Here is a 22,245-nt window from a genome sequence, read left to right on the forward strand (position 1 = left end):
CGGCGAACCTCACCCAGAAAAGCAGAACGCCGCGGATAACCGCGGCGCCCGTTCCTTCCTTGTCAGACTGCGTTTGCCGCAGCCAGGCCCGCTTCGATGTCGCGGCGGATATCCGGCACGTCCTCAAGGCCGATCTGCAGGCGGAGAACCGGTCCTTCCGTCGGCGCCAACGCCACCTTGCGATCGCCGAGACCGACGTGGACTGCGAGGCTTTCGAAGCCGCCCCAGGAATAGCCAAGCCCGAAGAGCCTGAGCGCATCGAGGAAGGCGTGCGCCTTGGCCTTGAAACGATCCGGGCTCTCCGCCTTCAGGACGAAGGAGAAGATGCCGCTTGCGCCGGTGAAGTCGCGCTTCCAGAGCTCATGACCGGGGAAGCTCGGCAGCGCCGGATGCAGCACGCGAGCCACTTCGTCGCGTGTTTCCAGCCACTTCGCCAGCGTCAGGGCGCTTTCCTGGTGCCGCTCCAGGCGGATGCCCATGGTGCGCAGGCCACGCAGGATCTGGTAGCTGTCATCGGGCGATACGCAGACGCCGAGTGTCACCATCGCCTCCGTCAGGGCCGGCCAGTGCTCGGCATTGGCCGAGACTGTGCCGAAGAGCACGTCCGAATGGCCGGACGGATACTTGGTCGCCGCATGGATCGACACGTCGACGCCATGGTCGAGCGGCTTGAAGTAGACCGGCGTCGCCCAGGTGTTGTCCATGGTGACGATGCAGCCATGGCGATGGGCGGCATCGGCGATGGCGCGGATGTCCTGCATTTCAAAGGTGTTCGAGCCCGGCGCTTCGGTGTGCACCAGGCGCGTGTTCGGGCGAATCAGGCTTTCGATCGCCGCCCCGATCATCGGATCGTAGTATTCGACCGTGACGCCGAGGCGCTTCAGCATCGTGTCGCAGAAGTGGCGCGTCGGGAAGTAGACCGAGTCGACGATCAGGGCATGGTCTCCGGCCGAGAGATAGGCGAGGAACGGCACCGTGACCGCCGCCAGCCCCGAGGGCACGAGGATCGTTCCGGCGGAACCTTCGAGTTCGTTGATCGCGTCGCAGAGCGCGTCGGTGGTCGGCGTTCCGCGGGTGCCGTAGGTGTACTTCTGCGCCCGCGTCTCCATGGTCTTGGCGTTCGGGAACAGCACCGTGGAGGCGTGCACCACCGGCGGATTGACGAAGCCGAAGTAATCGGAGGGGTTGTTGCCGCTGTGGGCGAGACGCGTGTTGATGCCTGCCTTGCCGTTCACATTGCCACTGTCTGCCATTGCTCATTCCGCTTCTTGATTTCGAATGCAAAACTCTTCGAACGAGCCACAATCGCGGTCAAGTGTCAAAAATCACGGAGTGTCGTTTTGACCGTTGCATGGCCACTTTTGGCGATTTTTCCGCCAGAGCGTGCTTCGCACCCCCAAGATCTGCCTAACTTTCTGGCTTGTTTCGAGTTTTTCACATGCAAAACCAGAAAATCGGCGGCCTCTCTTGACCCTCATGGAATTTGAGCATGAGATAGCCGACACTCGCGCCAGGAGGGTGGCGGAGGCTCACCGCGCTAGGAGACGCGACGGTGCAGACTGGAACTAACGACAACAGAAAAAGGTTCTAAAAATGGCAAAAAGAATTCTGACAGCTCTCGTTGGCGCTGCTGTCATGGGGATTGGCACACAGGCGGCTTCGGGCGCTACTCTTGATGACGTCAAGGCCAAGGGCTTTGTCCAGTGCGGCGTGAACACCGGCCTCGCCGGCTTCGCAGCGCCGGACGCTTCGGGCAACTGGAGCGGCTTCGACGTAGACTACTGCAAGGCAATCGCCGCCGCGATCTTCGCGGATGGCAGCAAGGTCAAGTACACCCCGACGTCCGCCAAGGAACGCTTCCCGGCGCTGCAGTCGGGCGAAGTGGACGTCCTTGCCCGTAACACCACCTGGACGATCAACCGCGACACCGCGCTCGGCTTCAACTTCCGCCCGGTCAACTACTATGACGGCCAGGGCTTCATGGTTCGCAAGAGCCTGAACGTCAAGTCGGCGCTGGAACTCTCGGGCGCTGCCGTCTGCGTGCAGACGGGCACCACCACCGAACTCAACCTTGCCGACTACTTCAAGGCGAACAACCTGCAGTACAACCCGGTCGTCTTCGAAAAGCTTGAAGAGGTCAACGCCGCCTATGACGCCGGCCGTTGCGACGTTTACACGACCGACCAGTCCGGCCTCTATTCGCTGCGTCTGACGCTGTCGAAGCCGGACGATCACATGATCCTGCCGGAAATCATCTCGAAGGAGCCGCTCGGCCCGGCCGTGCGCCAGGGTGACGACCAGTGGTTCGATATCGTCAGCTGGACCCATTACGCATTGATCCAGGCTGAAGAGTTCGGCATCACCCAGGCCAACGTCGAAGAAATGAAGAAGTCCACCAACCCGGACGTTCAGCGCTTCCTCGGCGTCGAGGCTGACACCAAGATCGGTACCGACCTCGGTCTCACCAACGAATGGGCCGTGAACATCATCAAGGCCGTCGGCAATTACGGCGAAGTCTTCGACCGCAACATCGGCGCCGGCAGCCCGCTCAAGATCGAGCGCGGCCTCAACGCGCTGTGGAACAAGGGCGGCATCCAGTACGCTCCGCCGGTCCGCTAAGGCGAACCGATAATAAGGGGGAAGCGGACAACCGCTTCCCCATCCCAACGATAAAAACACCCAAAAGGGTGAAAAGGGGAAAAGAGGCATTGCATGGCGATTGGCGTCACAACTACGCCTGAGAAATCGAAAGCGTCGGGGTCGTTCATCAACGACCCTCAGGTCCGCGGCATCTTCTATCAGGTCATCACTGTCGTCCTAGTCGGGGCCTTCGTCTATTGGGTGGCCGACAACACGATCGAAAACCTCAAACGGGCGAATATTGCTTCCGGCTATGACTTCCTCAGGGGGCGCGCCGGCTTCGACGTCGGGCAGTCACTGATCGCCTATACCAGTGATTCGACCTATCAGCGCGCACTGGTCGTCGGCCTGCTCAACACGCTGCTGGTCGCGGTCTGCGGTATTTTCACGGCGACCATCATCGGTTTTGCAGTCGGCATCGGCCGTCTGTCGCACAACTGGCTGATCGCAAAACTGTCGCTCGCCTATGTCGAGGTGTTCCGCAACATTCCGCCGCTGCTCGTGATCTTCTTCTGGTACAGCGGCGTTCTGGCGATCCTGCCGCAGCCGCGTGAATCGGCAGCGCTACCGCTGAACATGTTCCTCAACAACCGCGGCCTTGCCTTTCCGAAGCCGGTGCTCGGTGACGGCTGGCAGTACACGTTCTTCGCCTTCGTCATCGCGATCATCCTAAGCTTCGCCGTGGCGCATTACGCCCGCAAGAAGCAGGAGGCCACGGGACAACGTTTCCCGCTGCTCTGGGCGGTTCTCGGGCTCATCATCGGCCTGCCGCTCCTGACGTTCTTCGCCACGGGATCGCCGATCACCTTCGACATTCCGGTTGCCGGCAAGTTCAATCTGACGGGCGGCTCGGTCATCGGGCCGGAGTTCCTCTCCCTGTTCCTGGCGCTGTCGTTCTACACCGCGGCCTTCATCGCCGAAATCGTGCGCGCCGGCATTCGCGGCGTGTCCAAGGGACAGACGGAAGCCGCCCACGCGCTCGGCATCCGGCCAGGCCTGACCACGCGCCTCGTCGTCGTTCCGCAGGCGCTGCGCATCATCATTCCGCCGCTCACCAGCCAGTATCTGAACCTCACCAAGAACTCGTCGCTCGCCGTCGCCATCGGCTATGCCGATCTCGTGGCCGTGGGTGGAACGATCCTCAACCAGACGGGACAGTCGATCGAGGTCGTGACGATCTGGATCATCGTCTACCTGTCGCTGAGCCTCACGACATCGCTGTTCATGAACTGGTTCAATGCCCGCATGGCCCTGGTGGAGAGATAAGATCATGAACACACACCAGGGAACTTTTGTTCGCGCCTCGATGATCGAGGGTTCCGCCCCGCCGGCAGCGGAGGGGGGCGTCGTCCGTTGGTTGCGCAACAACCTCTTCGCCACGCCGAAGGATACGGTGCTGACCATCATCAGCCTGCTGTTGCTCGCATGGCTGGTGCCACCGGCCATCCAATGGCTCTTCGTCGATGCGGCATGGACAGGCGGTGGCCGCGGCGTCTGCGCAACGGTTGCGCAAGGCGGCAGCCAGCCGGAAGGCTGGAGCGGCGCCTGCTGGTCGTTCGTCAACGCCAAGATCGATCAGTTCGCCTATGGTCGTTACCCGCTCGACGAGCGCTGGCGGCCGACCTTGGTCGGCGTTCTCTTTGTGCTCTTCCTTGTACCGATGGCAATGCCGAAGGTCCCGTACAAGGGTATCAACGCCATCCTGCTCTTTGCCGTCCTGCCGATCATCGCGTTCATCATGCTTCCGGGCGGCTGGTTCGGCCTGACCTATGTCGAGACACCGCTCTGGGGCGGCCTGATGGTGACGTTGATCCTGTCTTACGTCGGCATCACCGTGTCTCTGCCGCTCGGCATTCTGCTGGCGCTCGGGCGGCGGTCGCATATGCCCGTGATCAAGATGCTCTGCACCGCCTTCATCGAGCTTGTGCGCGGCATTCCGCTGATCGCAGTTCTGTTCATGGCCAGCGTCATGCTGCCCTTGTTCCTGCCGCAGGGCGTGACCTTCGACAAGCTCCTGCGGGCGTTGATCGGCGTGTCGCTCTTCGCTTCGGCCTATATGGCGGAAGTGGTGCGCGGCGGCCTGCAGGCGATCCCGAAGGGGCAGTACGAGGGCGCGGATTCGCTCGGCCTCAGCTACTGGCAGAAGACGAACCTGATCGTCCTGCCGCAGGCGCTGAAGCTGGTGATCCCCGGCATCGTCAACACCTTCATCGGCCTTTTCAAGGACACGTCGCTGGTGTCGATCATCGGCATGTTCGATCTGCTCGGCATCGTTCGCTTCAACTTCACGGACGCCAACTGGGCTTCTTCGGTCACGCCGATCTCAGGGCTAATTTTCGCTGGCTTCATATTCTGGCTTTTCTGCTTCGGTATGTCGCGCTATTCAGGTTTCATGGAACGCGTGCTCGACACGGCCCATAAACGATAAAATGAGGGGAGGATCGCATGGCAAACACAGCCACTGCTTCCAAAATGACCGTATCTGCGACTGACGTCGCGATCGAAATCACCGGAATGAACAAGTGGTACGGGGACTTTCACGTCCTTCGTGACATCAACCTGAAGGTCATGCGCGGCGAGCGCATCGTCATTGCCGGCCCGTCGGGCTCGGGCAAGTCGACGATGATCCGCTGCATCAACCGGCTGGAAGAGCACCAGAAGGGCAAGATCGTCGTCGACGGCATCGAGCTCACCAACGATCTCAAGAAGATCGACGAAGTGCGCCGTGAAGTCGGCATGGTATTCCAGCACTTCAACCTCTTCCCGCACCTGACGATCCTCGAAAACTGCACGCTTGCTCCGATCTGGGTCCGCAAGATGCCGAAGAAGCAGGCCGAAGAAATCGCGATGCACTTCCTGAAGCGCGTCAAGATCCCGGAACAGGCACACAAGTATCCGGGCCAGCTCTCCGGCGGCCAGCAGCAGCGCGTGGCGATCGCCCGCTCGCTGTGCATGAAGCCGAAGATCCTGCTGTTCGATGAGCCGACCTCGGCGCTCGACCCGGAAATGGTCAAGGAAGTGCTCGACACCATGGTGTCGCTCGCCGAAGAAGGCATGACCATGCTGTGCGTGACCCACGAAATGGGCTTCGCGCGCCAGGTGGCCAACCGCGTGATCTTCATGGACCAGGGCCAGATCGTCGAGCAGAACTCGCCGGCCGAGTTCTTCGACAATCCGCAGCACGAGCGCACCAAGCTTTTCCTCAGCCAGATCCTGCACTAGGATCGGCCGAGACGACACGAAAAAAGCCCGCCTCATCGAGGCGGGTTTTTTCGTTCTACCGTTCTTGATCCTACTCGACGCGATAGCGCAGGGTGCCAACCGACCAGTGGATGCCGCGCGTGTCTAGATCCTCGGTCCAGTTCTTCTGCAACCGCGCGACGATCTCGCTCAAGGTCTCGCGCGCATCGACCTCCACCTTGAGGCTCCGCGCTGTCGGCGCAAGATCGCTCAGGTCGACCGCATCGCTGACGACAAGCGCGACGAAAATGCCGTCCCCCTCGCCCGATGCCTCGAAATCGAAGCCGTAATATTCATCCGGCAAGGTCAGCGGCACGCCCGGCGCCAGCGTCGTGATCTTTTGAGCAAACTCGTTGGGAAATATCTGAGTTGCCTTGCCCTGGCTGTTGACGTCGAAAAGCAGGAGATTGCCGGCCGTGCGGCTGTTGACCGTCAGCTTGAAGACTTCGCCGGCCTTCATGGTGGTCGGCCTATCGATAGAGAGCATGACATCGTCGGCTTCGCTCTTTCCGATGATATCGCCGACGGCATCGATGGCACTGGCCGCCTGATAGGTCGGCACCGCTGCGTTCGGAGCAATGGTATACGCGCCCTGCCCGTTGCCATCCGCATCGCGCTTTTCCGGCACCATCGCGCTGTCGCCGAGCGCCTCGGGCTTGCCTTCCAGTTGCGGGTCGAGATTGCCGCATTGTTCCTGCGAGGCGCAGTAGGACGCAGATTGCGACTTTACATACTCGAGAAGCTCGGCGTTGCTCGTCAATCCGTTGCCATTGGCATCGGCAGCGTCGCCGGTCTGGCCGGCGACGAAGGCTGCGGTGAAGACACCGTGCCGATCCGCGGTCGGAAGCCGGACATCGTCCCATGCGACCTGATAGGGCGCCGCCGCGCTCCAGGCGGTCACCCCGGCTTCCACGAGCTTCGGCTTGTCGACAAGGGCAAGATCGATCCGAAGGCCGCGGGTCAGAGCTTGCTCGACCGGCTTGGCATCGGGACGCGGGAGAAAGCGGGCGCCTTCGATAGGCTTCGCGATGTCCTCGGACAGCGACCGGGAGATCGTGCCGGAGTGACAGGCATCGATCACAACCGTCACCGCGCGCCCCTTCAGGCGCTCCAGCACCACATCTATCTCATCGTCAAGGACAGCGCCTTGCCAATCCGTCTCGCCGGCAGCGATGTCGGCAGGCGCAATCGCTTCATCCAGCCCATCCGCCTCATCGCCATCCGCATCCTTCACCTGCAGACCGTGGCCTGAAAAATAGAGATAGACGCGATCACCGGGCTTGGTCGCGTCGACGAGCCAGCCGTTCATGGATGACAGGATTTCCGCCCTGGTCGCCTGCCCGTCCTTCAGCACGCGGATCGACGTACTGTCGAAGCCGAGCCGTTCCGTAAGCAGCTTTTGCATCGCGATGAGATCGTTCGCCGGTCCCGGTAGCGAAAACTCCGCCGGCAGGTTCTGATAGTTGCCGACCCCGATCAGCAAAGCCCGATCGCCGGCGACCGCAGGAGCGGCGAGCAGCGTGAAACACGCAAGGATATGGAAGAACGACGCCCGCGATCTGAGGCTCGCGCTCATTGGCCCTGACCTCTCGTGTAAAGCGGTTGAACGGCAATCGTACTTTCGCTCCCCTCCAGGCGCGTTTCGAGCAAGCGCAGCAACGCCGCGGCATCGAGGTTCGAATTGGCGAAGGCGGCCGCGATCGCATCGACAGGCGCATTGGTCGCGATGGCGACCAGATGGTCCGCGCCGAAGGGTTTGACCACTTCCAGGTCACGCAGCTTGAAGGCGTGGCTTTCGCTTCCGGCAATCTGCACGTCGAGCAGCTGCGCTTCACCTGTGTTGGCGAGGTTGAAGACCAGCATGTTGGCATAGCCGCCCTGCGGCGCCTCCACATTCAGGCGGTCGCCGGCAAAATAGATGTCCTTGACGGGTTTTAGCGAAACGGACCCCGGGCTCTGCGCCGCAAGCGCTTTCAGAAAATCCACCAGGATGAATTTGTCGACCACGCCCTGGAGCCTTTCGGGCGCGACATGTTCGGCGGCGACGTCCCCGTTCGGCGTGTAGAAGACCCCGGATGCCGCCTCCCACCGATAGGGCATGCCATTGCCGCCGATATTGGCAAGATCAGACATCTCACCGACGACGCGCAATGGCAGCGTACCCGTCCATCCGGTTTCGCGCGGCGACTTCAGCGTCTGCCTCGCGCCGCTCGCTGTTGGCGCCACGCCGACCTTGGCGCTGCGCGGCAGGGACAGCACGATCTCCTTGTCGGAGCGCGCCAGCTGCGGCGTGAAGTTCGGCACCTGCAGGGCTTCCGATTGCAGTTTGACGTTGGAAAACACGTAGTCTTCGAGTTCGACCCGCGAAATCCGTCCGTCGCCATCGCGATCGGCGGCGCCTTCCAATGCACGGGCAAAACTCCAGCTCAGGGCGCCGCGCGGCTCGCCGCCAATCACCACCTCCGGCGTCGGCTGGCTTTCGAGCGATGCGGCGAGGATCGTCACCTGCGACAGCTCCACATCCCTCACCTTGGCGCCGGACAGCGCCTCCTTCGACGGTGGCGGCACCTTGGCGCGCACCATCGGCGCCAGCCGCGTCTTGCCGGAGATCGAGCGGTTCATGCCGCCGGAATAACAGCTGTCGGAAACGAAGAGCACGTGAATGCCCTTGGCTTCTGCCTCCGCGAACCAGGCGCTGAGTTCGTTGTCGACGATGATTTCGCTCGCCGTCTCCTCGGCACGTGCCCGGTCGAAGCCCGGCAATTCCAGAAATTCGTCGAGCCCGTCCTCCTCGCTGCCGGCGACCAGTTCCGGCATCTGCGCACCGTGCCCGGCATAGGTGAAGACGATCGTATCGCCGCGCGTCGCACCCGCGACCAAATCGGTCCAGGCGGAGCGTATGGCCGCCTTCGTTGCCTGTTCATTGACGAACTGGCGGATCGGACCGACGTCAGCCGCCTTCAGCGCCTGCGCAACGTCGAGCGCATCCTTGACCGCGCCGTCGAGGCTCACTTCGTGCGGATAGACATCGACGCCGACAACAAGCGCCGAGGTCGCCGCGTTGGCGTATGTAGGCAAGGCGATCAAGCCTGTCGCCAACAGGATTTCGCGCAGCCCCTTCACTTGCCCACATCCACTTCCACCCGCCGGTCGAGCTGGTTCAGCATCATCTCGTCATAGGCACTTGGATCGTCCGGCTTGAACGGCTCCTCCTCGCCCTTGCCGACAACGGTCCAGGTGCCGGGATAGCCTGCATCGACAAGGTAATGCGCCAGGGCCTCGGCACGGGCGATCGACAAGACCATGTTCGCCTCGGGCGTGCCGACCGGGTCGGTGTGACCGATCAGGGTAATTGCGGGCGGCTTTGCCGACTTCAGGCACTCGAATAGATCCTTGGCCGACTCGAGACCTTCGGGCGTGAACTCGGCCGTGCCGAAGACATAGCGCACCGGCGTCGCCTTCTTCCGGATCGAGACACCGCGATAGGAGAACTTGCAGGCGCCGCGCGCGGCGAGCTTGACCGGCTTGGTTGCGGCGAGCCGCATTTCCGAGGCCAGGCGGTCCAGCCGCTCGATATAGGCCTTGTCCGGCGCCATCCAATCAGGCGTCAGTTCCTCGTTTGCCCCATCTTCCAGTGCCTGCTGATAGGCTGTCGCCGCGGCGTCGTAATCCTTGCGCTCGCGCTTGATATCGCCGAGCGCGTCGAGGATCTGCCAGGGGCCGCCGGCGTCGCGGCTCGCGGCCGTCAGTTCCGTTTCGAAGGTCTCAAGCTTGGCGCCCTGCCCCACCGCGGCTGCAATGCGGTTGAAGGTTGCGAGCGCCACGACGCGCCGGGTCAGCGCGATCTCGGTAGCCGAGCAGCCTTTCATGTTTATGGGATCGGCCGCCACCTTGGTGCCGGCCTCGTCGGCGCGGTTCAGCGCCTCCGAAGCCAGGCGAAGACCGTCACACGCCATGGCCGGCGCAGCGAAAACCGCCAAAGCGGCCGAAGCGAGGAGAAGTGCCCGTAGCTGAACCATGGCTCGCCCATCAATCCTTGATCTCAAACGTCACCATCTGAACACTGCTGGCACCGGCATCGCCCTGCGCCCGCTTGGCCAGGTTGATCGCCAGCCCCCGCGTCGGTGGCAACCGCGAGGTCGCGACATATTGGCGTGCCTTTTCCACCGTCAGCCTCTGGTCGCCGAGGCCGCCGGCGCGACAGAAGGCCAGCATCGTTTCGGCCGGCGCCGGCGTGTCGAAGGTGAGCGTGCCTGTGCCCGGCTGCGGGATCAGACGCCGCTCGCCCGGCTTAAGCGTGGTGTCGCCGATCATGACGTCGGGGATGACCTCGACATTGCCGTTCTCCTCGACATAGAGGATCTGAAGCTCGCAGGCCTGGTTTGCGGTGAGTTCGAAGGAAAGCTCGTCGCCGACCTTGGCCGTCGTCGACTTCACGTTCAGCGCCAGTTCGAGCTTGTGGTCAGCCCCCACATCGTCCTTGCGATAGTCCGGCACGGCGGCGGCGATCGACTGCGGCCTGGCGTCCGCCATCGGCTCGGAACCGGCAACGACGATCGCCGTCGTGTCGAGCGGACGGCGCTGGGTGAGCGGCGCCATCAGCAACGCATATTGCTGCTCGACCTCGTTGCGCGGAATGGTGCCGCCGGCTTCCAGCGTCGTCACCCAGTCAAGCCCGAGGCGCAGGACATCGGTGTTCGTCACCCGCTTGATCGCCTCGGAGAATTGCTTGGGCGTCATGTCGAACTCGGCCGCCAGGGCATCGAAATCGAGCTCGTCCTCGTACTTGTCGGCGAAGTAGGTGATGATCTCGGCCTCGCCCGGCGCGTGCTTGCTCTGGAGGCCGCCGTCGGGCGTCGGCTCGGTGACGCCGAGCACCTTCAGCGCGTTGACGAAGCGCTCGCGGTCCTTGCGATAGGTTTCGTCCAGTTCCTCCTGCTTCACATACATCGCCAGCAGTACGTCCTGCTGGTCCTTGCTGAAGAGCGTCGATGTCTCGATCTGCTCGCGCAACTGATCACGCTTCGAAAGGATACCGTCGGCGTGGCAATCGACGCAGGACCGCGCATTGATAATCTCGACACCCTTGCCGATCGGTCGCTTACGGAACGACACGATCGTCGTCGGCCCAACGTCGAGCTGCTTTCCGGCAGAGGTCGAGAGGTAGTAGCCCTGCAGGCCGTTCGGCAACGAGAAGATCATCTCGCCACCATCATGCTCAAACGGCACGAGACCCGCGTCGAGCGGCGCCAGCTCTCGCGGCCCGTGCGGGAAGCGCTTCAGCACCTGCTTGCCGACGTCGCCGCCAAAATCATAGGACTTCCAGTAGTAGCCGCCGAACGGCATGTCGTGCCGTTCGAGCATGCGGTTGTGGTCGGAGACCCCCGACGATCCGTCGGCAAACCCGGCCCTCAGCACGTCGCGCCTGCGAATGTTGCCGGCGACGTCGATCTTGAAGCGCTTCTCGAGTTCGGCGATCTGGGTCGGCAACTTCATCAGACGGTTGTAGATCTCCGGCCGCGCGCCGTTGCTCATGAACCAGTCGACCCGCATGATCGGCAGTTGCGTCGCCGTTTCCTTCGAGAGCGCCGAAAGCGACGCGTCGCTGTCGGGATCGACCCCATAGAAGTAGCGCTTGATCAGGAAGTCATAGTCCGCCGTATCCCATTGCAGTTCGCGCAGATCGACGCGCACCAGCAAGCCGTTGGTGCCATCGACCTCTGTCGGAAGCACCAGTTTCGGCCCGTAGGAAAGCGAATTCAGAAGCTTCTTGAAGCCGCCGGCAAGCACGTCCATCCGTTTCATGAATGTCTGGTCGTCCTCGCAGCCCATCATGCCGTTGTACTGGTCGCGATAGGAGAAGTAGCGCATGTAAGGGCGGTCGAGGGCGCTGACCGTCTCAATGTCCTTCAGCGCCGCGTCAACGAACTGGCCATAACCCAACATGGGGCGGGCGCGCGCCGGTTTCTCGGCGACCGTCTGCGGCAGGCTCTTTTCGTTCAGGGCGTTGATCCAGTCCTCCAAGACCTTGATCTCCTCGGCAGAGGGCCGCTTGCCGAGCGGCATGCGGCCGCTGACGACAGTCGCGTAGAGCCGCGACTTAGCGGCGTCACCGGGGGTCACGAAGTTTGCGTCGGCGGCAATCGAAGCGAGGTCGCCTGCCGGGTAGCTGCCTTGCGAACTCTCGCCCGGTCCGTGGCAATTGCGGCAATATCTGCCGATGAAGGCATCGGCCTGTTGCGCCAGCGCCGCATCGCCGCCGCCGAGCGCTTCGGTCGCCGTGCTCTCCTTGCAGACGGCCGTGACCGATTGCGCCACCGGCGCCGGCGCCTTTACCTCGCGATCGGCAAGGAAGGCATAGATCGCACGGCGATCGTCGTCCGAAAGAACGTTCAGCCCCTTGGCGATACGCCGCATCACCGGATCGCTGATCGGCGCGCCCGAGAGCTTCTTGCCTTCCTCGATCAAGCCCTTGGTGAAAACGTCGGGCGAGGCAAGACCGGCCATTTTCGCCTTGCTGATGTCGGGCGCGACCGCGCCGCTCAGATCCTTTTCCCCCTCATAGGCGCGCTCCAGGTCGAGCCCGTAGGTCGTGGTGCGCGGCGTGTGGCAATCGCCGCAGCCGCCGACATTCTCGACCAGATAGCGACCGCGCTCGGCTTGCGTCTCTTCGCGCGGCTGGTAGGCCGGCACCGTGAAGTGGCTGCGCTTCCACAGCGTGATCGTCGTCTGGCGACTGAATGGGAAGGCGATCTCATGCTCTTTCGACGCCGCGTCCGCCTGGGGCAACGTCTCGATATAGGCCTTGATGTCGAGCGCATCCTCCGGCTTCATCCCGCCATAGGAGGTGTAGGGCATGACCGGATAGAGGTTGTTGCCCTCCCGGTCGAGACCGACCAGCACGGCGTTCAAAAACTGCGCATTGCTCCAACCGCCGATGCCATTGGCGTGCGGCGATATGTTCGGCGCATAGAAGGTGCCGATCGCCGTCTTCATCTCCATACCACCGGAGAGCAGTTCGGTGTTGTCGCCGGAGCCGTGGCAAGCGCCGCAGCCTGCAGCGTTGAACATGTACTTGCCGTTGTCGACATTGGCCTTGTAGGTGGAGAAGGCATCTTCCGCGAAGGCATCGCGCGCCGAGGCGCCAGCGGGACAGAGCGAGACGGCGACCAGCGCCGCGAATGAAGCGGCCAAAGATCCGCGGCCAAAACCGGACAAGAACGAGGTGCCTTCTCGCTTTCTCTGCAGACCGCGCATGAAACCCACTCCCTAAAAATAGAGTCGCTACTGAAATCTGCTGCACTATCGAAACTGAAATTGCTCGAACTCAACCCGATTCGGCCGCTTGCCGAGATCTTTCAGGCCCTTGACGATCGCCTCCCTGAGAGGTGGCGGGCCGCAAAACCAGAGATCGGCGTCCGCCGGATCGATCGCGCTGCCGCTCGCAAGCTTGGCCGCGTCCAGACGACCGTCCACGGAGCTGTCGTGCAGGACAAACGTGAAGTTGCCGAGCTTTCCGGCCTGCCCCTCGAAGGTTTCCAGGCCGATCGCCTCGCGCCGGTCGCGCACGCAATAGACCATGTGGATGTCCTGCCCCTCGTCGCCCTTGAGATGCCGCGCCATCGCCAGGAACGGAGTGACGCCGATGCCGCCGGCGAGCCAGATCTGCTTCTTTCCGCCACGGCGGTGGTTGAAGCGGCCATAACCGCCCTCGAGCTTCAGCCGGTCACCGACAGCGATGCCGTCGCGCAGGGCCTGGGTGTAATCGCCAAGCGGCTTGATCGCGAAGCGCACGATGCCGTCAGGTTCGATGCCGGCAATCGTGAACGGATGCGGCTCACGCAGCCCCGGCTTCAGCACCCGCAGAAAACCGAACTGCCCGGGCTTGGCGCGCAGGGCACGCAGCAGCGGCCGCGCCGCAATCACCGTCGCCCCGTCCTCCCGGGCGACATCGAAGACTTCGTAGCCGCGGGTTCGCAGCCACGGCAGCAGCTGGGTATAGGCATAGCTGAGGATGCCAAGTGCTGCGAACATGTTGAGATAGACAGCCAGAAGCGCGGTGCCGTCATAGGGACGCTTGATGAACATCTGGTGGAAAGCGACCATCACGAAGAGCAGGCCGATGAAGCGGTGCGTGTAGCGCCAGAGATGGTAGGGGATCTCGATCTTCGTCCGCGGAATGGTCTTGACGATGCTGAGAACGAGCAGAACGACGAAACCGTAAAACGCGTACTCTCCGGCGGATGCGGCAAGCTGGTTCAGCCCGCTCGTCAGCGCCAGGCCCTTGAAGTCGGGTTTCAGGAAATAGTGCACGAGGATGAGACAGAGCACCGAAATGCCTATCCTGCGGTGAAAGTGATAGACGCGGTCGAGGCCACCAAAGAGTGCTTCGACGAACGGCGGGCGTGCAGCCATGAACTGGGCGACCGCCATGCCGACGAAGGCGGCAGAGGAGGCCATCAGCGAAAACGTCGTCAATGCATTGGTGTGACTGACTGCGGGTACGGCCAGCAGCGCCGCAAATGCCATCAAGGACCAGACCAGAAACGCGCCCACTTGCATCTTGCGCCCCTCAACGCCGATGGCTGACGGTTGTTGCCCAACCTTGTTCCTGTTGGCTTCGATCGCCAACGACCAAGGAAACATGCAACCAGGTTCTTGCCGCAACGGCCCTCACACCTCTTTCGTGTGCGGGCCCTGTTGGGAGAGTGGCAAGCACCTTTCGGTTCGTCAACACGATTCCGATTGGAAACGTCCTATGAGGTTCGTTTATTCATGCCTTTGAAATTCGTATTTTTTAAGCATTCGCTTATTTGATTGCGCACCCCGGAAAACCACGGCTCGTGACCGGCGCAAATCCGGACAATCTGGGCGCTTGCCTGGCTGCACGAAATCGTGCAAGCTGCTGATATATCAGAACCAAAGGAACGGCATGTCACCGCAATCCCAGGCTCACCTCGCCTACCTCGCGCTCGAACGCCTGATCGTCACGTTGAAGCTCGAGCCCGGCGCCCTGGTCACCGAGAGACAGCTGATCGAACTTGCCGGACTTGGGCGAACACCGGTCCGCGAGGCGATCCAGAAGCTGGCCTGGCAGGGTCTCATGGATATCCGTCCCCGCGTCGGCTTGCAAATCACCACGATCCGGCCGGACGATCAGGTGCACGTCATGCAGACGCGCCAGAAGCTGGAGCCGCTTGCGGCCGCTCTGGTCGCAGCGCACGCAAGCGCCGAAGACAGAAGCGCGATGAAAGCCTGCGGTGCGGAGATGGCCGCCTGCCTCGAGGCAGGCGATATGGAGGGCTTTCTCGTCGCCGACAAAGTGTTCGACGAACTGATGGAAGAAGCCTGCCCGAACCGGTTCCTGACTGCAGCCCTTGCGCCGCTGCAGACACATGCCCGCCGCATCTGGTTTGCTTCGTCCTCGCCTGAAAAGATGGCCGGCTCGGTCCGCCGCCACGTCACGGTGATCGATGCGATCGAGCGGGCCGATGCGGAAGGCGCATCGGCCGCGATGGCTGAGCTGATGAGCTACCTGTCAGACGCCTGAAGAAGCATTGTCTCCACCAGAAGAAACCACGGCAAGCGATTGCTTTCGCACTGGTTTCGTCAAAACGCGTCAGGCCACCGGCATCATGCTGCCGGTCTTCAGCCGACGTACATGCCAGTCGAAAGCCTCTTCCAGAATGTGCGGCGTTTGTCCGCCACGGGTAGAAACGGCACGGCCGAAATAATCCGACAAGAGCGCCCGATAGGCCGGGTGGCAGCAGTTCTCGATGATAACCGGTGCGCGCTCGCGCGGCGCCAGGCCGCGCAGATCCGCAAGGCCGTGTTCGGTCACCAGGATATCGACGTCGTGCTCCGTGTGGTCGACATGGGAGACCATCGGCACGACAGATGAAATCGCCCCGCCCTTGGCAACCGACTTGGCGACGAAGATCGACAGGAAGGCGTTGCGGGCGAAATCGCCGGAGCCGCCGATACCGTTCATCATGTCGGTGCCGCCGACATGGGTCGAGTTGACGTTGCCGTAGATATCGAATTCGAGCGCCGTGTTGATGCCGATGACGCCCAGGCGACGGATAATCTCCGGGTGGTTGCTCACCTCCTGCGGACGGAGCACCAATTTGTCCTTGTAGGCGCCGATATTGCGAAACACCCGATCGGCCCAGGCGCTGGAGAGCGTCATCGACGAGGCCGAGGCAAAGCTCAGCTTGCCCGCTTCGAAAAGCTCGAAGGTGCTGTCCTGCAGCACCTCGCTATACATCCGCAGGTCATGGAACGGGCTGTCGACGAGGCCGCTCAGCACCGAATTGGCGATGACGCCGATGCCGGCCTGCAGCGGATTGAGCGTCATGTCGAGCCGCCCCTTGCGCACCTCCTCCTCCAGGAAGCCGATCAGATGGCCGGCGATCGCCGTCGTCTCGGCATCCGGCGGCGAAATCCGCGCGGCGCTGTCCTCCTTCTCGGTGACGACGATGGCAACGATCTTCTCGGGATCGACGGGGATATAGGGTGAACCGGCGCGGCTGTCGCAGGCGACGACCGGGATCGGCGTGCGGCTCGGGCGCTTCGCCGGAATGAAGATATCGTGCAGGCCTTCGAGTTCGGGACTATGGCTGAGATTGAGTTCGACGATCACCTTCTTCGCCAGGATCGCGAAGCTTGCGGAATTGCCGACCGATGTCGACGGAACGATGCCGCCGTCTTCGGTGATCGCCACCGCCTCGACCACCGCATAGTCGATCGGGCTGATCTGGCCGGAGCGCAACTGCTCCACGGTCTCCGACAGATGCTGGTCGATGAACATCACCTCGCCGCGGTTGATCGCAGCGCGCAGAACCGGATCCGACTGGAACGGCAGGCGCCGGGCAAGAACTCCCGCCTCCGTCAGCGTCTTGTCGATGTCATGACCGAGCGAGGCGCCGGTCATCAGCGTGATGCGAAACTTCTCCCGTGCGGCCCGTTCGGCCATGGCAAGCGGCACGGCCTTAGCGTCGCCGGCCTTGGTGAAGCCGCTCATGCCGATGGTCATGCCGTCCTTGATCAGCGCAGCCGCTTCTTCCGGCGTGGCGATGCGATCACGCAGCGGCTTGCATCGGATCCTGGCTTCCAGGTCGGTTGGCGGAACATGGCTCATCGGGCACTCCCAGAAATGGCCCACGAGGCTCATATCAGGACGGCGCGGGCTTGGTTCGTCGTGCGCCTATTTTCGCATGTCTGCGTGCGCACGCTATGAAGATTTGCAGGAGCACGATAGCCGTTGGGACCGCAGGGCGGTACGCAGAATGGGAAAGGCGGAACTACCGCCGACGCATAGCTCGATGGCATTTCGCCTTAAACGACGAGGGGCGCACCCTTGGCGCGCCCCTCGAACGATAAATTGCACAAAAAAGGGTCAGCCGACGAAGGCGCGTTCGATCACGAATTCTGCCGGCTTGTTGTTGGCACCTTCGGTGAGACCTGCGGCCTCGAGGATTTCCTTGGTGTCCTTCAGCATCGCGGTCGAGCCGCAGATCATGCCGCGATCGACAGCCGGATCGAGCGGCGGCAGGCCGAGGTCGGAGAAGAACTTGCCGTTCACCATCAGGTCGGTGATGCGGCCCTTGAACGGGAACTCCTCGCGGGTCACGGTCGCATAGTGGCGCAGCTTGTCGCCGACGATCTCGTTCAGGAATTCGTGGTTGCGGATTTCCTCGACCAGATCGAAGCCGTATTTCAACTCGGCGACGTCGCGGCAGGTATGGGTGAGGATGACTTCCTCGAACTTTTCATAGGTCTCGGGATCACGGATCAGGCTTGCGAAGGGTGCAATGCCGGTGCCGGTCGAGAACATGTAGAGACGGCGGCCGGGAACCAGCGCATCAAGCACCAGCGTACCAGTCGGCTTCTTGCGCATCAGCACCTTGTCGCCCGGCTTGATCCCCTGCAGGTGCGAGGTCAGCGGGCCATCCGGCACCTTGATCGAGAAGAATTCGAGTTCTTCGTCCCAGGCGGGGCTGGCGATCGAATAGGCGCGATAGACCGGCTTGTCGCCGACCATCAGGCCGATCATCGCGAATTCGCCCGAGCGGAAGCGGAATTCGGCAGGGCGGGTCATGCGGAAGCGGAAGAGCCGATCCGTGTAGTGTTCAACGCTGGTCACCGTCTCGACGTAGACGCCCGCCGGTGCCTGGATCGCGAAATCTTCCGTTTTTGCCGGAGCATTCATCTTAGCTACAAGTCCTGTAAATGATGACCCTGTCTATCAACAATAAGCCGATATTCCAAGCTACGCCTTGTTGAAAGGAAATCTCTTCCAAATATAGTCGTTTTTGGGAATTTCGGCGTGCTTCACACTGTCGCGGCCAACCCTACCCTATGATACCCGCCGCCAGCTATAGGATTTAGCGTCGGCGGAGGGTTTGGCGGTCGGCTGGTAGTGCACGGCAATGCCCGGCAGGCGTCCTTCGGACAAGCGCTTCAGAGCCGTAGCATTGCTGACAGCGAAGCTTTCGACGCCACAACGCAGCATCAGCGGGATCTGGTCGATCAGCACGTCGCCGACCGCCCTCACCTCGCCGCTAAAGCCGAGACGCGCGCGCAGCAGCGACGCATGGCTGAAGGCGCGGCCATCATTGAACGCCGGGAACGCGACCGCCACCAACGCCAGGCGATCGAGGTGTGGTGCAAGCTTCGTCACGTCGTCGGCCGGCGCGATGACCACGCCGAGGCCGGTTTCGTCGCTGTCTGCAACCTTGGCGAGGAACGCGTCGAGACCGACGATCGCCTTCTCGTTCGAGCCTGCCTTGGTTTCTTCCGTCTCGATGATCCAGGGATCATCGCCCACGAAACCGGTTTCCTTCCAGATTTTCGTCATGTCTGTTCCTCGGAGCCTCAGGCAGCTTCCTGCGCGCTGCCGTAGAGCGCATCCTTGAAGGGTTGTGGGCCGACGCGGCGATAGGCTTCGAGGAAGGTCTCCTCCCTGTCGCGGCGCAGTCCCAGATAGGTGTCGACGATCGTCTCGACGGCGTCCGTCACCTTTTCGGGCTCGAAGCCGCGGCCGATGATCTCGCCGATCGAGGTGTTCTCGTCGCCGGAGCCGCCAAGCGTGATCTGATAGAGTTCCGCACCCTTCTTTTCAACGCCAAGCAGGCCGATATGGCCGACATGGTGATGACCGCAGGCATTGATGCAGCCGGAGATCTTGATCTTCAGCTCGCCGATCTCGGCCTGACGCTCCGGCGAACCGAAGCGGGTGGAAATCTCCTGCGCGACCGGGATGGAGCGCGCATTGGCAAGCGCGCAGTAGTCCAGCCCAGGACAGGCGATAATGTCGGTGATCAGGCCGGCATTGGCAGTGGCAAGACCGGAGGCGACCAGGGCGCGGTAAACCGGCTCGAGATCGGCCAGCGCCACATGCGGCAGGATCAGGTTCTGTTCGTGGCTGACGCGGATTTCGTCGAAGGCGTATTCCTCGGCGATATCGGCAACGGCATCCATCTGCGCGTCACTGGCATCGCCCGGAATGCCGCCGATCGGCTTCAGCGAAATCGTCACCATGCCGTAGTCCGGGTGCTTGTGCGGCTGCACGTTCTGCTGCACCCAGCGGGAAAATTCCGGATCGGTCTTCTTCCAGCGTGCCAGGCTCTCCCAGCCTTCGGCGCGGTTTTCGAGGGCCGGCGGCGCGAAATACGTCGATATCGCCTGGATGTCCGTCTCCGGCAGCTTCAGCTCAGTGTCCTTCAGCGCCGCGAATTCGACCTCGACCTGACGCGACAGTTCTTCGGCGCCAGTCTCGTGCACGAGGATCTTGATGCGGGCCTTGTACTTGTTGTCGCGGCGGCCGTGCAGGTTGTACACGCGCATGATAGCTGTCGTGTAGGAGAGCAGATCCTCTTCCGGCAGGAAGTCGCGGATCTTCTTGGCGATCATCGGCGTGCGGCCCTGGCCACCGCCGACATAGACGGCAAAGCCGATGCGGCCGTTTTCGTCCTTCTTCAGGTGCAGGCCGATGTCGTGAACCTGGATCGCGGCGCGGTCGCGCTCGGCACCCGTGACGGCGATCTTGAACTTGCGCGGCAGGAACGAGAATTCCGGGTGCACGCTCGACCACTGTCTCAAGATCTCGGCGTAAGGCCTTGGGTCTGCGACCTCATCGGCGGCCGCGCCGGCGAAGTGATCGGCGGTGACGTTGCGAATGCAGTTGCCCGAGGTCTGGAGCGCATGCATCTCGACGCTTGCCAGTTCCTGCAGGATATCCGGCGTGTCCGACAGACGCGGCCAGTTATACTGGATGTTCTGGCGCGTGGTGAAGTGACCGTAGCCGCGGTCATACTTGCGCGCGATATGGGCGAGCATGCGCATCTGGCGGCTCGACAGCGTGCCATAGGGAATGGCGACGCGCAGCATGTAGGCGTGAAGCTGCAGGTAGACGCCGTTCATCAGGCGCAGCGGCTTGAAGGCGTCCTCGGCAAGCTCACCGCTCAGGCGGCGCTCGACCTGATCGCGGAACTGTTCGACGCGGGAGGAAACGAAGGCGTGGTCGAATTCATCATAACGGTACATCGGGTATCGGTTCCTCAGGCAGCGTGTTTCGGGCCGGACAGGCCATTGTAGCCGGCAGCATACGGGATCGACGGGCCTTCGGCGCGGATACGCTCGCGCATGCGCAGCGGACGAAGCGTGCCGTTGATCTCTTCGACATCGACGACATTGGCATCAACAACCTTGTTGTCGTCGAACGCCTGCTTGCCGGTGGCTTCGAGCGCCGTCACGGCCTCGGCATGGCGGGCGATGAAGGCATCCTGAAGCTGCTCGACCCAGTTGCCCGCGGCATCCAGCCAGACGGAGATGCCGTCCGAAAGTCGATTTGCCGTCAAAACCTTGCTCACCATGACCTCTTCCTCAATTCAATATCTGTTCGTTGCGCCCGAAGGCGGCTTCAACGTTTTTCTTCTCGCCGCGCACCTTGCCTGCGACCAGCGGTTCGGACCGCTCGAAGTTGGCGCCGGCGACCGCATCGCCGATGATGACCATGACCGGACCCGCAAGCTCGCTGCGGTTTTCAAGATCCGCAAGATCCTTCAGCGTGCCGTGCAGCAGACGACGATCGGCGCGGCTGGCATTCTCTATGACGGCAACCGTCGTTTCCGGCGGAAGGCCTGCCTGCATCAGACGACCGGCGACCGACGCCGCAACAGTCCGCCCCATGTAGACGGCGATCGTCGCTCCGGAGACCGCCAGCCGCGCCCAATCGGGCAGGACTTCGCCAGTCAGGTCATGGCCGGTCGTGAAGACCAGTGAAGAGGCAACACCGCGCAGCGTCAACGGCAATTCGAAATCGGCAGCCGCGGCGAAGGCCGAGGTGATACCCGGAACGATCTCGTAGCTGATGCCGGCTTCGCGCAATGCCGCCATCTCTTCGCCGGCGCGGCCGTAAACCAGCGGATCGCCGGACTTCAGCCGGACGACGCGCTTGCCTTCGGCAGCCAGCGTCACCAGCAGCTGGTTGATCTCGTCTTGGGACTTGGAGTGGCAGCCCTTGCGCTTGCCGACGGACAGTCGCTCGGCATCGCGACGGCCCATATCGACGATCGCCTGCGGCACCAGGGCATCGTAAACGATCGCGTCGGCTTCCATCATCACGCGCTGGGCGCGGAGCGTCAGCAGGTCTTCAGCGCCCGGACCGGCGCCGACAAGCCAGACGTGGCCTTTCGCCTTCTCAGGCACATCGAGAAGACGCGACGCCTCACGGCGGGCGGCAGCCAGATCGCCGCCGGCGATCTTGTCGGCGACCGGGCCCTGGAAAAACCGGCGCCAGAAAATACGCCGGGCGACGCCGCGCGGCACCAGGCGATCGACCGTCTCGCGATAGCTTGCGGCAAGCGACGCGACGACGCCGAGCGAGGGTGAAAGCAGCTGATCGATCTGGGCGCGGATCATCTGCGCCAGAACCGGCCCCGCCCCTTCGGTACCGATGGCAACGGCAACCGGAGCACGATTGACGAGCGCCGGCGTGAAGAAATCGCAGAAATCGGGTTGATCGACGGCATTGGCCGGGATCTTGCGTTCGCGCGCTGCGATGACGATGCGCTGGTCATCGGCGGCATTGCCGGTCGCGGCAAAAACGAGGATGGCGCCGTCCAACTGCTCGGGCGCAAAGGCCGCGGCGATATGTTCGATGGCGCGTTCACGAAGGTATTGCGCGAACTCCGCTTCCGGCGCGTCGGCGAAGACCACGATCGACGCTTCCGTGTTCAGCAGCAACCGCACCTTGGCGAAGGCTTCGTCGCCATTGCCGAAAACCGCCACGCGCTTTTGCGCGACGCGAAAGAATGCGGGGAAAACGGCGAGCTGCTGCGGCATGGTTAGACGGTCGTTCCT

General features: G+C 62.5%; 17 protein-coding genes. 5 read left to right on the forward strand and 12 right to left on the reverse strand.

The window, feature by feature from the left end; translation table 11 throughout:
- Nucleotides 1–62: 62 nt before the first annotated feature.
- A complete protein-coding gene (locus M2267_RS25760) occupies nt 63–1,253 on the reverse strand; it encodes a cystathionine beta-lyase (RefSeq protein ID WP_043622129.1) in 1,191 nt (396 codons plus the stop codon).
- A gap of 340 nt (nt 1,254–1,593) precedes the next feature.
- Between M2267_RS25760 and M2267_RS25765 the strand changes: the two genes are divergently transcribed.
- From M2267_RS25765 to M2267_RS25780, 4 genes are all read left to right on the forward strand, one after another.
- Nucleotides 1,594–2,619 carry an amino acid ABC transporter substrate-binding protein gene (locus tag M2267_RS25765; protein WP_402316972.1) on the forward strand — a complete coding sequence of 342 codons (1,026 nt, stop codon included), beginning with the start codon at nt 1,594–1,596 and terminating at the stop codon, nt 2,617–2,619.
- Nucleotides 2,620–2,712: 93 nt separating this feature from the next.
- Nucleotides 2,713–3,906 carry an amino acid ABC transporter permease gene (locus tag M2267_RS25770; RefSeq protein WP_429118442.1) on the forward strand — a complete coding sequence of 398 codons (1,194 nt, stop codon included), beginning with the start codon at nt 2,713–2,715 and terminating at the stop codon, nt 3,904–3,906.
- A gap of 4 nt (nt 3,907–3,910) precedes the next feature.
- Nucleotides 3,911–5,068 (forward strand): amino acid ABC transporter permease, encoded by a 1,158-nt coding sequence (locus tag M2267_RS25775; RefSeq protein WP_429118444.1) that lies wholly within the window; start codon nt 3,911–3,913, stop codon nt 5,066–5,068.
- Nucleotides 5,069–5,085: 17 nt separating this feature from the next.
- Nucleotides 5,086–5,862 carry an amino acid ABC transporter ATP-binding protein gene (locus tag M2267_RS25780; protein WP_429118446.1) on the forward strand — a complete coding sequence of 259 codons (777 nt, stop codon included), beginning with the start codon at nt 5,086–5,088 and terminating at the stop codon, nt 5,860–5,862.
- Between the two features lie 70 nt (nt 5,863–5,932).
- Here M2267_RS25780 and M2267_RS25785 read toward each other — a convergent pair whose 3' ends face one another.
- From M2267_RS25785 to M2267_RS25805, 5 genes are all read right to left on the reverse strand, one after another.
- Nucleotides 5,933–7,456: a caspase family protein gene (locus M2267_RS25785; protein ID WP_429118448.1), complete on the reverse strand. Its 1,524-nt coding sequence runs from the start codon at nt 7,454–7,456 to the stop codon at nt 5,933–5,935.
- A complete protein-coding gene (locus tag M2267_RS25790) occupies nt 7,453–9,003 on the reverse strand; it encodes a caspase family protein (RefSeq protein ID WP_429118450.1) in 1,551 nt (516 codons plus the stop codon). The genes M2267_RS25785 and M2267_RS25790 overlap by 4 nt, the downstream gene beginning before the upstream one ends.
- The gene (locus M2267_RS25795; protein ID WP_429118452.1) at nt 9,000–9,899 is read right to left on the reverse strand and encodes an OmpA family protein; all 900 of its coding nucleotides are present in this window, start codon (nt 9,897–9,899) and stop codon (nt 9,000–9,002) included. Before M2267_RS25795 ends, M2267_RS25790 begins: the two co-directional genes overlap by 4 nt.
- Before the next feature lie 10 nt (nt 9,900–9,909).
- Nucleotides 9,910–13,074 carry a c-type cytochrome gene (locus tag M2267_RS25800; protein WP_429118455.1) on the reverse strand — a complete coding sequence of 1,055 codons (3,165 nt, stop codon included), beginning with the start codon at nt 13,072–13,074 and terminating at the stop codon, nt 9,910–9,912.
- 108 nt (nt 13,075–13,182) lie between these two features.
- Nucleotides 13,183–14,442: a ferredoxin reductase family protein gene (locus M2267_RS25805; RefSeq protein ID WP_429118458.1), complete on the reverse strand. Its 1,260-nt coding sequence runs from the start codon at nt 14,440–14,442 to the stop codon at nt 13,183–13,185.
- A 370-nt stretch (nt 14,443–14,812) separates the two neighbouring features.
- Here M2267_RS25805 and M2267_RS25810 point away from each other — a divergent pair, with 370 nt between their 5' ends.
- Nucleotides 14,813–15,430 (forward strand): GntR family transcriptional regulator, encoded by a 618-nt coding sequence (locus M2267_RS25810; RefSeq protein WP_402316951.1) that lies wholly within the window; start codon nt 14,813–14,815, stop codon nt 15,428–15,430.
- A gap of 69 nt (nt 15,431–15,499) precedes the next feature.
- Here the strand turns inward: M2267_RS25810 and M2267_RS25815 are convergent, their stop codons facing one another.
- From M2267_RS25815 to cysG, 6 genes are all read right to left on the reverse strand, one after another.
- Complete coding sequence (locus M2267_RS25815) at nt 15,500–17,020, reverse strand: acetyl-CoA hydrolase/transferase family protein (protein WP_429118461.1); 1,521 nt, start codon at nt 17,018–17,020, stop codon at nt 15,500–15,502.
- Between the two features lie 258 nt (nt 17,021–17,278).
- Nucleotides 17,279–18,091 carry a ferredoxin--NADP reductase gene (locus M2267_RS25820; protein WP_043622101.1) on the reverse strand — a complete coding sequence of 271 codons (813 nt, stop codon included), beginning with the start codon at nt 18,089–18,091 and terminating at the stop codon, nt 17,279–17,281.
- Between the two features lie 147 nt (nt 18,092–18,238).
- The gene (locus M2267_RS25825) at nt 18,239–18,739 is read right to left on the reverse strand and encodes a DUF934 domain-containing protein (RefSeq protein ID WP_043622098.1); all 501 of its coding nucleotides are present in this window, start codon (nt 18,737–18,739) and stop codon (nt 18,239–18,241) included.
- 17 nt (nt 18,740–18,756) lie between these two features.
- A complete protein-coding gene (locus tag M2267_RS25830; protein WP_429118466.1) occupies nt 18,757–20,427 on the reverse strand; it encodes a nitrite/sulfite reductase in 1,671 nt (556 codons plus the stop codon).
- Nucleotides 20,428–20,441: 14 nt separating this feature from the next.
- Nucleotides 20,442–20,756: a DUF2849 domain-containing protein gene (locus M2267_RS25835; RefSeq protein ID WP_034795732.1), complete on the reverse strand. Its 315-nt coding sequence runs from the start codon at nt 20,754–20,756 to the stop codon at nt 20,442–20,444.
- A 10-nt stretch (nt 20,757–20,766) separates the two neighbouring features.
- Nucleotides 20,767–22,227, reverse strand: coding sequence for a siroheme synthase CysG (cysG, locus tag M2267_RS25840; RefSeq protein ID WP_429118468.1), 1,461 nt, complete (start codon nt 22,225–22,227; stop codon nt 20,767–20,769).
- Between the last annotated feature and the right edge of the window lie 18 nt (nt 22,228–22,245).

Source organism: Ensifer sp. KUDG1 (assembly GCF_050434285.1).
GTDB lineage: Bacteria > Pseudomonadota > Alphaproteobacteria > Rhizobiales > Rhizobiaceae > Ensifer.